This window comes from Enterobacter sp. Ag1, assembly GCA_000277545.1.
Classification (GTDB): Bacteria; Pseudomonadota; Gammaproteobacteria; order Enterobacterales; family Enterobacteriaceae; genus Cedecea.
Genome location: AKXM01000016.1, coordinates 1 through 13,464 on the forward strand (window position 1 = coordinate 1; position 13,464 = coordinate 13,464).

Sequence of the window (13,464 nt, forward strand, 5' to 3'; positions counted from 1 at the left end):
ACAGAACATGGGGCTGTGTCGGCTTGAATCGAGCAGGGGGGCGTGCTTTTACCAATCCATGAGACTTGAATATCTGGCCGACAGTGCTTGCGGCAGGGACACCGGGAGTATCCAGATTGAGCAGATATTGCCTGATTTTTTCTGGCCCCCACAGCATGTACTGCTTTTTAGTTTTCAGCAGCAACTGAACCATCGACTCAGGAATGGTGTTTTGATGATGGCGTGCCCTGGAACGGTCAGCCAGAGAGTTAACATCTTCGCCTGAAAAACGAGCTAACCACTTATAGCCCGTTTTACGGCTGATATTGAATCTGCGACAGGCATCGCTGACAGATAATCCGTCTACAAGGCATGCCATGACAAATTGCATTCGTTGCATGGTAACAGTCTCAAGCCAGGGCACGATAAACCTCCTCACTCAGTTTACCGTACCAGTTATAACCTGTTACCCATGTGCCCGGTTTAAAGTGTTACCTATGTGCCAGTTCATACAGCGTAATGCCCCCTGACACGTTCACTGTCTCTGAACTTGCATGGACAATAGATCAATATGTGAACGGAAAATATCCAAACTTACAGAGAATGTATTCTCAGATCGCCTGCTCTCTCCCTGCGCCAGCTACTTCTTCACATCCACCTGATAAAAGATATGCTTCCCGAACGGATCAATTTCATACCCGGTCACCTCTTTACGCACCGGCTCGAAAATCGTGGAGTGGGCAATCATCACCGCAGGCATCTGGTCGTGCATCATTTGCTGCGCTTCTTTGTAGAGCTCAACTCGCTTATCGTGGTTCCCCTCGGCGCGGGCTTCGAGAATCAGCTTATCAAACGGCTGATAGCACCATTTGGATGAGTTAGACCCACCGTTGGCCGACGTGCAGGAAAACAGCGGCCCGAAGAAGTTGTCCGGGTCGCCGGTGGCCGTCGTCCAGCCCATCAGCGCCGCCTGGTGCTCACCACCCTTCACTCGCTTGAGGTATTCGCCCCATTCGTAGGTGACAATTTTCGCCGTCACGCCAACTTTCGCCCAGTCGGCCTGAATCATCTCTGCCATACGTTTAGCGTTCGGGTTATACGGACGCTGAACCGGCATTGCCCACAGGTCAATGCTCATGCCGTTGGCAAACCCGGCTTCTTTGAGCAGCGCCTTTGCTTTTTCAGGATCGTAATCGTAATCCTTGAGCTTATCGTCCGCGCTCCACACGCCCGGCGGCAGTAGGTTTTTTGCCTCGATGCCCGTGCCGTGGAACACCGCTTCGATAATGGCCGGTTTGTTAATCGCCATTGCCAGCGCCTGGCGCACTTTCACGTTATCGAGCGGCGGTTTCTGGGTGTTAAATGCCAGAAAACCAGTATTTAGACCCGCTTTTTGCATCAGCGTGATGTCTTTGTTTTCCTTCATGCGCGGCAAATCCGCCGGGTTCGGGAACGGCATTACCTGGCATTCATTTTTCTCAAGTTTGGCGTAGCGGATCGACGCATCCGGCGTGATCGAGAACACTAAACGGTCGATTTTTGATTTGCCCTGCCAGTAATCAGGGAAAGCGGTATAGAGAATGCGGGAATCTTTCTGGTACTGCTTCAGCTCAAACGGCCCGGTGCCGATGGGGTCGGAATCGACGCGTTCCGGCGTGCCGGCCTTCATCATGACATCGGCGTATTCGGCAGAGAGAATCGAGGCAAAATACCAGCCTAAATCCGCGACAAACGGCGCTTCCGGGTGCGCCAGCGTGAAGCGCACGGTGTTGTCATCCACTTTATCAATCGCTGTGATCAGCTTGCCAAACTCCAGGCTTTCAAAGTTGGAGTAATTGCCGTTGGAAACGTTGTGGTACGGATGCTTAGGATCTTTCTGGCGCATAAACGAGAAAATGACATCGTCCGCGTTGAAGTCTCTGGTGGGCTTAAAGTATTTGTTGCTCTGAAACTTAACGCCTTTACGCAGATGGAAGGTATAGACTTTGCCGTCTTCGCTGACGTCCCAGCTCTCCGCCAGGCTGGGCTGCAGTTCCGTGGTGCCGACTTTAAAATCCACCAACCGGTTATAAACCGGCACCGCGCTGGCATCCACGCTGGTGCCCGAGGTGTAAAGCTGCGGGTTGAAGTTTTCCGGTGAGCCTTCGGAGCAATAAACCAGCGTGCTGGCCGCCACGCTGGTACTGATGGAGAGCGCCGCTACGGCAAGTGCAAGCGTTGTAATCTTTGTTTTCATCGCTGTCTTCCTGTGGTGTTTGTCCTGACCCTGAATGAATAAAGCTTGTGCAAAGCGCCTTAATAAATAACATTAAATTTACATTGCCAACAAACAACATCGAACAATAAGGAAACACTATGTCTTCGTCGCTCAGCGAGCAGCTCACCCGGCGCTTCTTTCGTTATCTGGCGGTGACCAGCCAAAGCGATCCGCGCGTCAGCAGCCTGCCCAGTACCCCAGGACAACACGAAATGGCCCGCCTGCTCGCGGAAGAACTGCGCACGCTGGGCCTTGAAAATATTGTGATTGATGAGCACGCCACGGTAACCGCCGTGAAGAAAGGCAACGTCGCTGGCGCACCGCGTGTGGGGTTTATTACGCACATTGATACCGTTGACGTTGGCCTTTCCCCGGACATTCATCCACAGATCCTGCGCTTCACCGGCGAAGATTTATGCCTGAACGCCAAAGAGAACATTTGGCTGCGCACGGCGGAGCACCCGGAAATCAACGCCTATCCTGGCGAAGAGATTATCTTCAGCGACGGCACCAGCGTGCTGGGCGCGGACAACAAAGCCGCCGTCACGGTGGTGATGACGCTGCTGGAAAACCTGACGCCAGAGCACCAGCACGGTGACATCGTGGTGGCCTTCGTCCCGGATGAAGAAATTGGCCTGTGTGGCGCCAAAGCGCTGGATTTGGCACGTTTTGACGTGGACTTCGCGTGGACCATTGACTGCTGCGAGCTGGGCGAGGTGGTGTATGAAAACTTCAACGCCGCCCACGCGGAGCTGAAATTCACCGGCGTGACCAGCCATCCGATGTCCTCCAAAGGCGTACTGGTTAACCCGCTGCTGATGGCGATGGACTACATTAGCCATTTTGACCGCCAACAAACGCCTGAACACACCGAAGGGCGCGAAGGCTATGTCTGGTTTAACGGGATGCAGGCTTCACAAAGCGAAGCGCTGCTGAAGGCCAATATTCGCGACTTCGATTTGGCCAACTTTGAACGCCGCAAACAGCAAATTGGCGAAGTGGCGCAGAAGATTGCCGCGCAGTACCCGACTGCACGCGTGGAGTTCAGCCTCAGCGATACCTACAGCAACATCAGTAACGCCATTACCGATGACCGCCGGGCCATTGATTTGATTTTTGCCGCTCTGGATGAGCTGGGGATTGAGCCGAAGGTGATCCCCATGCGCGGCGGCACGGATGGCGCGGCGCTGTCGGCTAAAGGTTTGCTGACGCCGAACTTCTTTACCGGCGCGCACAATTTCCATTCTCGCTTTGAGTTTTTACCGCTACGGGCGTTTGAGGCGTCTTACAATGTGGCGCTGAAGCTTTGCCTGCTGGCGGCGAAGTAGTTTGCCCCTCACCCTAATCCTCTCCCCTAAGGGAGAGGATATCAGGACAGAAATCCCACTTAGCTTCACTCCCGCGATTTGCGGTGAAAGAAACAGCACAATTTTCTTGTATAGCTCTGATTTACCGCTCTCCCTTTCAGGGAGAGCGCCGGGGTGAGGGTTAATTTTACATTTAGTTCTTACGCGCCAGCATCGTGGCAAAACGCAGCTTGATGCGGTTGCCGTGCTCGTCGGTCTTGTGCAACTGCCCCACATCTTCGTTGTATTTAATCAGTTCCCAACCTTCATAGTAGTTCCGCAGTTCACCCTCTTTAAAGGCAAACGGGAAACCGACCGTGCAGGGAAAATCCTCGGTATCCATGGCCGCCACAATCAGGTTGTAGCCGCCGGGTTTGGTGCAACGCTGCATATTGGCGATAAGCCCTGGGATCGTGCTGCGCTCGAGGAACATCATCACCACGGTGGAGAGAATAAAATCGTACTCGCCGTCAAAGCTCAACTGGTTCAGGTCAACCTCAGCGGTGACAATATTTTTCAGCCCTTCCGTCTCGATAATCTGATTCAGCCTGGCGATACTCATCGGATTTTTATCCCAGGCGGTGACGTCGAACCCTTTCTGGTTCAGGTACAGGCTGTTGCGCCCGCCGCCGCAGCCAAGATCCAGCGTTTTACCGGGGGCAACGTACTTCACGGCGTTCAGCACGTCAGAATGTGTGGCAGTTAAGCCGTATTTTTCGCTGTAGTAGCTTTCAGACTTCTCGGTCATGACAGATCCTTATTTTCAGGCCGCGCGGTGCGCAAAATCAATTTCCCCTGCATCAGCAGGATAAAAGTACGTGCCAGCAGCAGGCCGATAATCACATTAGTAAAAATAAACAGCGGCACGGCGATGACGTGAAACAGCCCGTCCCCGCTGCCTGCGCTGAGATGGAGCGCCGTGGTTGCCAGCGCAGAAATACCGAAAGAGAAACTCCAGAAGGAGGCATTGAACGGCTGCGCCAGGTACCAGGGCATTAAGCGCAGCATGAAGAGCAATTGCAGCAGGCCGTAACCAAACAGCATTTTGGCAAAGAAATCCGTCACGCCGCCGTTCACGGCAAGGTAAGCGCTACAGGCTACCAGCGCAGGGGCAAGCTGAATGCCCAGCGAGGTGCGTACCGGCGTGGGCAGTTCCCCGGCGCTGCGCATACGGTGCAAAATCGCCGGTTCCAGGCTGAGCCAGGAAAAAACGCCGGCCCCAAGGAACAAGATCCCCAGGTCGTGATAACCCAACGCGCCGCAGGCCATTGCGCTGATAAAATTATTGGCGACGGTGGGCAAATACAGCCCCGGCGTCGTGGCATCCTGCGGGTGCGTACCCCGCCATAATCCGGCGGACTGCCAGGCGGCATAACAAAGCTGCACCACGGCGCCAAAGCCAAACATCACTGCAGCGAGCGGGCGCAGATAAGGGGCCACGCCGATGGCCACCAGCATGGTTGTCGCCGGGAACAGACTCACGAAGCTGCTCATTAAAGGGTGATAAATCTCTGCAATCACGCTGTGCGGGTAGCGCACCAGCCGCGTCAGGAACGCTAACGCCAGCAGCAGCCAGATGCCGGCGGCAAGCGCCACAAGAACCTCACCAACAACCGACGGCACCGGCCAAATCGTGGCGGCATAGCGCCAGGCAAACCCCATGCCGATGGTGCCCAGCACCATGCCAAAGTAGCCTGCGGGGAGATTGATAAAGCTACCGGGGATTGGTTTATTCATTTTGTTTATTTTTTAAAATGTATTTTAAATGCATTTTATGCGATTACGCCGCCAAACGCTACGCCGGTGAATTACCTGCTACGTTTATCAGCAGTGCACAGCGAGAAATCACCATGAAAAAATACCGGATCACCGATGTTTCGCGGCTTCATGATTATCAGCATGATGGCGAACAGCGGCAAGTTCGACTCTGGCAAATTGAGGCGCTTCGCGCTTTTGGCAACGTCGTGGCCGGGCAAGGCGGCGGCTGGATTGAGGAAGAAGCGAACCTGAGCCACGAGGCAACCTGCTGGCTTGAGCCTGACGCCCTGATCTGGAACGGTGCGACGGTTGAAGATGACGCAAAAATCCTCGGCGAGTCTGAAATTTGCCATCACGCAAAAGTGGGCGGCAAGGTGCTGGTCGAGGATTCCCGCATCAGCGGCGAATGCTTTATCTCGGGCTCGGCCCGCGTGTTGCAGCAGAGCCAGGTGATTGCCGTGCTGGGGCTGACCGAAGATACAGAAATGCGGCTGCAAATCTACGGGAACGCCACGGTGCTGGCCTCACGCATCGTCCATCAGGCACAAATCTACGGCCACGCGCGCGTGAACAACGCCTTTGTCGAACACCGCTCAGCCATTTTTGATAACGCCGTTATTGAAGGCAATGCAGAGAACAATGTCTGGGTTTGTGATTGCGCGCAGGTGTCCGGTAACGCACGTATTATTGCCGGCAGCGGCGACAGCCAGATCCCGACCATCCGCTACTCATCTAAAGTCTACGGCAACGCCCTTATTGAAGGAGATTGCGTGCTCAGGCACCACGTCCAGGTTTACGGTAATGCGGCGCTTATCGGCGGCCCGGTTCTGCTGGACAACAATGTACAGGTGTATGGCGAGGCGAAAGTGATGGGTAACGTGCTCATCGAAAACAACGTGCAGATTTATGATGAGGCGGCGGTGGAAGGCTTTGGCAGCGAACTGATTCATCTTCGCGGCATGAAGGATATTAACGGCGCACAGCGAATTACCCGCACGCCGTTTCATGGCATTTTTTAATCAGCAATGCGCCCGTAAATATTCTGATCGTGGAACTCGTCGTTCAGAAACTCGGCTTGCCTCAGGCAACCTTCAAGGGCAAAGCCGTTGCGTTGGGCCACCCGGTTGCTGGCCTGGTTAGTGACGATGCATTTGATGACAAACCGGCGCACCGTCCCTTCCCCCGCGTACTTGCCGATCGCGGCCTCAATCACGGCGGAAATGATCCCCTTGCCCTGCCGATCCTCGCTTAGCCAGTAGCCGATGTAGGCCGTTTTGTCGGTCGGGACTATCTGGTTAAAGGAAAAGACGCCCGCCAGCTCGCCGCGATAGAGGATCATAAACATCTTCGCGTAGCCTTTATGGTGGAGAACATAATTCCCCTGCAGCGTTTTGCGGGTGTCGTCCTCGGAAACAACATACTGCGGCCAGTTCATCGCCTTTTGCAGCCAGCTTTTATTGCGCTGCACCAGGGCAAAAACGTCCTTCACGAACCGCTCGTTCACCGAATGCAGTTCGATATCATCATTAACCGCAATCACTTCATCCTGCCAGGCCTGCTGTTGTTCCACTCGTGACTCCTGCTTTTGTTAGAAGGTGACAGTTATCTTATGTCACTTTTTTGTGGCAACGCACGAGATTTAAAACACCGCCAAAAGTGAATATATAGAAATTCATTATGAAAGAGTATTTATGCAATAAGAGGACGAGATGGTGAAACGGGCATAAAAAAGCCCCGCGGCTTTTACGCGGCGGGGCTGGATGATTAACGCATTTCGCGGTCGTCAACGTATTTACGTTTGTCCAGCGGTGGTGGGAAGTACTGGTACAGCCAGGTTTCACTGATCGCTTTGCCCTGGCAACGCAGGAACATGCGCATCTCGACCGGGTCGGTGGCGTCGTTGGTCGGATACCAGTCAAACAGAATGCGGTAGCCGTCAAACGGTTCGACGTAGAGGATCTCAATCTGCTTCGCTTCGCCGTTGGAGAGCGTAATCACCGGCTCAATCCCCTTCGGCGCGGCGGCTTTCAAATCGCCCCCGATAAAGTCGATAGCAAAGCGGCGGGACCATTTTTCCGGGAAGTGTTCACCCGGCGCCCAGCCTTCCGGGAAGCTGCCCATCCCGGTGCGGGTGGCGTAAACGCGGGCCAGATCCGTCGTCACCGGCGGCAAACCGCTCCAGTAGAGCCGATATTTGAACTCGAATTCGTCCCCGGCTTTGACCGGTTTTTCCGGCTGCCAGAAGCAGACAATATTGTCGAGCGTTTCGCCGGTGGTCGGGATTTCCATCAGGCCAACGGTGCCTTTGCCCCACTTGTTACGCGGCTCTACCCACAGGCTTGGACGCTTGTTGTACCAGCCCATGATGTCCTGGTAGCTGGCAAAGTCGTGATCCAGCTGCAGCAGGCCAAAGCCTTTCGGGTTCTCGTCCATAAAGGCGTTGAACTGAAGTTTCTGCGGGTTATTCAGCGGGCGGCAAATCCACTCGCCGTTACCGCGCCACATGGCCAGGCGGTCGGAGTCATGAATTTGCGGGTGAATGGTGTCGCAGGTCCGGCGTTCGTTGGTGCCGCAGGCAAACATGCTGGTCATCGGCGCGATACCCAGCTGCTTGACGTCTTTCCGGGCATAAAGGTGATTGTCCACCTCCATCACCACGCGCTCGGCTTCACAGCTGATAATAAATTTGTACGCGCCGGTCACGCTTGGGCTGTCGAGTAAGGCATAGACCACAAAAGTCGTGTCGGTGGCTTTCGGCGTTTCAAACCAGAACGAGGTGAAGTCCGGGAACTCTTCCGGCGTGTCGGTGAAGGTGTCCACCGCGAGGCCACGGGCGGACAGCCCATATTGGTACGTGCTGTCTACGGCACGGAAATAGCTAGCGCCGAGGAAGGAGACGACGTCACGGCGCGCCAGCTCCGGTGCCTTGAAGACTTTCAGGCCGGCAAAGCCGAGATCCGTCTGGCCTTCGAGCTGCCTGGTGTCTACGCCAGCATTGTTGTAGTTAAACAATTCCGGGCGGAAGTGGATTTCGCGCGCCTGATGGGTGGCGGAATCCAGCGAGAACATTCTGACGCGGCGGCGGAACCCCATGCCGACGTGGAAGAACTGCACGTCAAGCTGGCGGTTTTCGATGTTGTTCCACAGCGAATGATCGGCGTCGTACTGAATGGCGTTATAAGCCTGAGGCGTCAGGTTAGCCAGGGTGTTGGGCAGCGCGCGCGGTGCCCCGCCCCATGGTTTTTTCGACAGGTCGTGCGCCATGCCCTGAAGCACCGCAAAATCGAAGGCGGTGGAGTGCCCGTCAGCGATGCCTGATTCGGCAGCAAAGGCGCTTCGGGAGAATAGCGTGGCAAGGGTTGGCGTGCCGCAGGCAGCGGCGAGAGCCATAGAGGCCTGGATAAAACGTCTGCGATTCATGCCTGAGAAATCGTCCTTATGTGTCGATGTGTTTTGTTCCTCCCGACGGGAAGAACAGCGGCAAGAGACTGCTACCTGTACGACCGCACACTCTAGACAAAATTCACAGTGAATCCAATGGGCGGAGAAGGCGTTTGGGGGAGGAACGAAAGTTTTTTTTCAGGAAACCAGATATCACCGAAAAATTCGCCATTGCCTGGCGAAAAAAACGCTAAAGGCCCGTCAGCCTGTGTGCCGACGAGCCCTGGTCAACGTTACTTCACGCTGACGTCGATGCCGGGGAAGAACTTCTGCGCGAGCTTAGTCACGGTGCCGTCGGCTTTCACCTTATCGATGGCCGCATCCAGCTCCTTTTTCGTGACAGTGTCACCTTTACGCAGACCAAAGCCAATCCCGCTGCCGAGGATGGTGTCGTCGGTCACCGGCTTGCCGATAAAGCCAAAGCCCTTGCCCTGCGGCGTGCTGAGGAAGCCCGCCTGACCTGCCGCGGACATCACCAGAGAGGCATCAATACGGCCATTCAGCAGGTCAGCCCAGGCCATATTCTGATCTTTATACGACACGACGTTGACGCCCTGCTTTTCCCAGTGCTCTTTGGCATAGGTTTCCTGAATGGAGCCCTGGAGCACGCCGATGGTTTTGCCTTTTAGCCCTTCCGCCGTGGCTTCAAGGCCGCTGCCTTCTTTGCCCACCAGCTGAGACGGAATACGGTAGATTGGCTGGGTAAAGTCAATGCTTTTACGACGCTGCTCGGTGATGTTCATTGCCGAGTTGATGGCGTCAAACTTCTTCGCCACCAGCCCCGGGATCAGCGAATCAAACGATGTTTCTACCCAGGTACATTTCAGGCTGGCCGCCTGGCAAATGGCTTTCCCCAGCTCGACGTCAAACCCTTCCAGCTCGCCCGCGCTGTTGCGGCTTTCAAACGGGGGATACTCCGCTTCGAGGCCATAGCGCAGCTCGCCGGCGGCCAGCGCAAAAACGAAGAACACAGCCCGAGCAGCAAACTTAACGCATACATTTTTTTCATCATGACCCCTTATCAGCGTGGCTTAACCCGGCACAGCGCTTCAGCGCCCGCCCGAAGTGTGGCTTCATCTTTGGCAAATGAGAGCCGGATAATTTTATTGTCAGTACCGTCGGTATAAAACGCGGAGAGCGGAATGGTCGCCACGCCGTAATCAGTGATTAACCGCTTCACCATCTCGCTGTCGGACTCATCGCTGAAGTGCCCGAAGCGGGCCAGCAGGAAGAATGACCCACCGCTCGGCAGCAGTTCAAACGGCGAATCAGCCAGCAAAGACTGCATTAAATCACGCTTGCGCTGATAAAACGCCGCCAGTGAAAGATAAGTTTGCGGATCGCTCATATAGTCGGCGAACGCATACTGCATCGGCGTGTCGGCGGAGAACATCAGGAACTGATGCACCTTGCAGATCTCATCCATCAGCGCCGCCGGGGCCAGGCAATACCCAACCCGCCAGCCCGTGACGTGGAAGGTTTTACCGAACGACGACACAATCACGCTGCGCTCGGCAAGCTGCGGGTGCGTCGCCATGCCGTGGTGCTTTTTGCCGTCAAAGACGATGTGTTCATACACTTCATCGGACAGGATCACAATGTCGGTGTCGCGGGTTACCGCCGCCAGCATTTCCAGATCATGGGCGCTAAATACCTGCCCGCTTGGGTTATGCGGCGTGTTCACGATGATCATCCGCGTACGTGGCGTAATCGCCGCCCGCACTTCGTCCCAGTCAACGGTAAAATCAGGCAGGCTCAGCTTGAGCGCCACCGGTTTGGCGCCCTGCAGGCGGACAATCGGCGCGTAGCTGTCGAAAGAAGGCTCAAAGTAGATAACTTCATCGCCGGGATGTACCAGACCGCCGATCGCAGAATAAAGCCCTTCGCTGGCGCTAGCGGTGACCAGCACCTCCTCTGCAGGGTCATACTCGGCCCCGTAAAGGCTCGCCACTTTGTCGGCAATCAGCTGTTTCAGGGACGCCAGACCGGTCATCGGGGCGTACTGGTTATGCCCTTCCTGCATGGCTTTGGTGACGCCAGCGACCAGTTTCGGGTCGCAGGGGAAGTTGGGTGCCCCCTGAGAAAGATTTATCGCCTTGTGCTGCGCGGAAAGCTGGCCGATCACCGTAAAAATCGTGGTTCCGACGTCCGGCAATTTTGAACGTTGTTGTACCGGGGTTTGTATGGCCATAGCGGCTCCTGAACGTGATGCGATTTGCATAACTATTCAATATCGCCGCCATTGCCACGACAATCGAATTGTTGTCATAATAGCCATGCAAAAAATGCATAGCTCAGCGGAGAGCATCATGACCCGGCGTAATTTCCCCCTAAATACTCTCGATGCTTTTCTGGTCACGGCCAGGCACCTGAACCTCACCCGGGCGGCAAAAGAGCTTTGCCTGACCCAGGGCGCCGTCAGCCGTAAAATTGCGGCGCTGGAGCAGTGGCTGGGGTTCGCGCTTTTTGAGCGCCATGCACGCGGATTACGCCTCACGCCCCAGGGCAGCGCCCTGCTGCCCGATCTCCAGAACGCCTTTAACACGCTGCTGGACGTGGCCGACCGGGCCTGCCATAAGCCTGAGATTATTCGTCTTAAGGCCCCCACCTGCGCCATGCGCTGGCTGGTGCCGAAGCTGATTCAGCTTGAGCAGCGTATGCCGGAGATCCAGGTTGCGTTAACCACGACCGTGGAGCACGGCGTCAATTTCAAAAACGAGCCGTTTGATGCCGCCATTGTGTTTGGTCAGCAGGCCAAAAGCGGCGCGCTGCTGTTTGAAGAGAGTCTGACGCCGGTTATCTGTCAGGCGTTGCTTCCGCCGGAGACGAGCAACTGGGAGCGGCTGACCTTTTTGCACCCGACTCGCGATCGTACCGACTGGTCATTATGGCTTGGAAAGAACCCTTCACCGCCTTGGCTGGCGATGCAGAAAAATCAGCATTTCGACACCATGGATCTGGCGATCAGCGCCGCTATTCAGGGGTTTGGGATAGCCATCGCAGACGAAACGCTGGTGGCCGAAGATCTTCGTACCGGGCGGTTAGTGCGGCCTTTTACCGGGAGCGTAAAAACCGGGGCCAGTTACAGGCTGGCGGTGAAGCCCGGCAGCGAAGGCGCCGCCGGGCTGGAGGCCTTTTGCAATGCGTTACTCAGTCCAGGCTGACGTGGTGTTTCATCACTCGCTTAAATAACTGCATTCTCAGCCGCATAAAGCGATTTTCGACTTTAAACTGCGCCCGCAGATGAACGCCCAGCCGCAGCGTGCGGTCCCGCCCTTTGGTGCTGGCAGGCCAGCTTAACGGCCCAGGTAACGCTTTGCTATGCGCCCTGGCGCTGCGGGCGAAGCTGACCCAATAATCGCCAATCTGAGCGGCAAACTGCAGGTCGCGTTCAGTCACATATTCACTGGCAGGCGGGGAAAGCTGCAGCGTGTTAAAGACATAAGCCACTTCGTTGCCGTGCCAGGTGCCGTTGGCGTAGGTTTCACGCTCGGCCTCCGCCACGTAGTCAAAATAATACCGCCAGCAGGGCTGGCCTGCGCGCTGCTGCGCCTGCATCACCACAAACCCCAGCGTGGTAAAGGCCATGTCCCGGCACACCTGACGGCCCAGCTCAGCGTCACCCTTAACGCCGGGATACAGCAATTTGATAAGCCCCAGACCGAGACGCTTTTCCCGGCGCAGAAGCGCAACCTGCCCGGCGGGATCTATCCCGAAGTAGCTCAGCACGCTCGCCTCATCGCTGTTGCTGCCCACCATCAGCGGCATCCGGTGCTGTCGTGCGGCAAAAAACGTGTCCAGCATGGGTTCAGGCAAAACAATATCGCCGCTGATGGGCGTCGGCCCGATGTTTAGCGGGGCTTCCAGCGCCCATAATTCACTGGCGGGAAGGGAACGCAGCGCTTCAGCGTTCGCATTCTTCAGCCCAAAATGTTCTGCCACCGCCACGCCGCGCTTCAACGCTTTACGGCGATCGACATCCGGCAGCGTGTAGGCGCTTTGTATAATCCCCTTGTGGAACAGGCCGCTGGCTAAAGGCGATGCCAGCAGAGAAAGCACGCTGCGGGCGCCTGCTGACTCGCCAAACAGCGTGACGTTGCTGGCGTCTCCGCCAAAAGCAGCGATGTTGGCCTGCACCCACTTCAGCGCGGCAATCTGATCGAGCAAGGCAAAGTTGTGGATCGGCCCAGCCGGATTTTCTTCATCCAATGCGGGATGAGCAAAAAAGCCCAGATGCCCAAGCCGGTAGTTCACCGTCACTAACACCACGCCCCGCGAGGCCAGCGCGGCGCCATCATATGGAGGTAAAGAACCGGCTCCAATGGTGTAGCCGCCCCCGTGCAGCCAGACCATCACCGGCAAGGGTTTGCCCGTTCGCCGGGCGGGAGTCCAGATATTGAGGTAAAGGCAGTCTTCTGAAAACTGGCCCGGATCGCCGCCGCCGACGGCTTTGCAGTATTCCAGGCTTTGCCAACAGGCCTGAGCGAAGGTATCGGCGACGCGAATACCTTGCCAGTTTTCTGGCGGCTGAGGCGCTCGCCAGCGCAGGTTTCCAGTGGGAGGCATGGCAAAGGGAATACCGCGATACACCGCAATATCCCCCTGAAGGACGCCGCTCAGTTGACCCTGAGCGACGTTAACAACGTGTTCCATCTGCTGTTCCTTGTAGCTGACATCCCAGCA

At 55.9% G+C, this 13,464-nt stretch carries 11 protein-coding genes and 1 pseudogene; 3 read left to right on the plus strand and 9 right to left on the minus strand.

Going from position 1 to position 13,464, the window contains the following annotated elements:
- Both A936_RS22685 and A936_RS07685 read right to left on the minus strand, forming a co-directional pair.
- Positions 1 to 403: helix-turn-helix domain-containing protein (locus tag A936_RS22685; protein ID WP_008456352.1), on the minus strand; the 403-nt coding region annotated here is incomplete at its 3' end.
- Positions 404 to 619: 216 nt separating this feature from the next.
- On the minus strand, positions 620 to 2,215 hold the full coding sequence (locus A936_RS07685) for an ABC transporter substrate-binding protein (RefSeq protein ID WP_008456354.1): 1,596 nt from the start codon (positions 2,213 to 2,215) through the stop codon (positions 620 to 622).
- A 119-nt stretch (positions 2,216 to 2,334) separates the two neighbouring features.
- On the opposite strand from A936_RS07685, the gene pepT reads away from it, so the two are divergent.
- Positions 2,335 to 3,564 (plus strand): peptidase T, encoded by a 1,230-nt coding sequence (gene pepT / locus A936_RS07690; RefSeq protein ID WP_008456356.1) that lies wholly within the window; start codon positions 2,335 to 2,337, stop codon positions 3,562 to 3,564.
- Positions 3,565 to 3,736: 172 nt separating this feature from the next.
- Here the strand turns inward: pepT and tehB are convergent, their stop codons facing one another.
- Positions 3,737 to 4,330 (minus strand): tellurite resistance methyltransferase TehB, encoded by a 594-nt coding sequence (tehB, locus tag A936_RS07695; protein ID WP_008456357.1) that lies wholly within the window; start codon positions 4,328 to 4,330, stop codon positions 3,737 to 3,739.
- A complete protein-coding gene (gene tehA, locus A936_RS07700; protein ID WP_034808269.1) occupies positions 4,327 to 5,319 on the minus strand; it encodes a dicarboxylate transporter/tellurite-resistance protein TehA in 993 nt (330 codons plus the stop codon). Before tehA ends, tehB begins: the two co-directional genes overlap by 4 nt.
- A gap of 113 nt (positions 5,320 to 5,432) precedes the next feature.
- On the opposite strand from tehA, the gene ydcK reads away from it, so the two are divergent.
- On the plus strand, positions 5,433 to 6,359 hold the full coding sequence (ydcK, locus tag A936_RS07705; protein ID WP_034808431.1) for a YdcK family protein: 927 nt from the start codon (positions 5,433 to 5,435) through the stop codon (positions 6,357 to 6,359).
- Here the strand turns inward: ydcK and rimL are convergent.
- The 4 genes and pseudogenes from rimL to A936_RS07725 form a co-directional block, all read right to left on the minus strand.
- Entirely contained in the window at positions 6,356 to 6,910 is a 555-nt protein-coding gene (gene rimL, locus A936_RS07710) for a 50S ribosomal protein L7/L12-serine acetyltransferase (protein ID WP_008456362.1), read from the minus strand. The genes ydcK and rimL overlap by 4 nt on opposite strands.
- Positions 6,911 to 7,104: 194 nt before the next feature.
- Positions 7,105 to 8,760 carry a glucan biosynthesis protein D gene (locus tag A936_RS07715; RefSeq protein WP_008456364.1) on the minus strand — a complete coding sequence of 552 codons (1,656 nt, stop codon included), beginning with the start codon at positions 8,758 to 8,760 and terminating at the stop codon, positions 7,105 to 7,107.
- A 254-nt stretch (positions 8,761 to 9,014) separates the two neighbouring features.
- Positions 9,015 to 9,790 (minus strand): annotated as a pseudogene (locus A936_RS07720) (transporter substrate-binding domain-containing protein).
- Positions 9,791 to 9,802: 12 nt separating this feature from the next.
- Entirely contained in the window at positions 9,803 to 10,972 is a 1,170-nt protein-coding gene (locus A936_RS07725; protein ID WP_008456366.1) for a pyridoxal phosphate-dependent aminotransferase, read from the minus strand.
- Positions 10,973 to 11,090: 118 nt separating this feature from the next.
- Here A936_RS07725 and A936_RS07730 point away from each other — a divergent pair, with 118 nt between their 5' ends.
- Positions 11,091 to 11,945, plus strand: coding sequence for a LysR family transcriptional regulator (locus tag A936_RS07730; RefSeq protein WP_008456369.1), 855 nt, complete (start codon positions 11,091 to 11,093; stop codon positions 11,943 to 11,945).
- On the opposite strand, the gene A936_RS07735 is transcribed toward A936_RS07730, so the two are convergent.
- Entirely contained in the window at positions 11,932 to 13,434 is a 1,503-nt protein-coding gene (locus A936_RS07735; RefSeq protein ID WP_008456370.1) for a carboxylesterase/lipase family protein, read from the minus strand. The two genes, A936_RS07730 and A936_RS07735, sit on opposite strands and share 14 nt — an antisense overlap.
- Positions 13,435 to 13,464 lie beyond the last annotated feature (30 nt).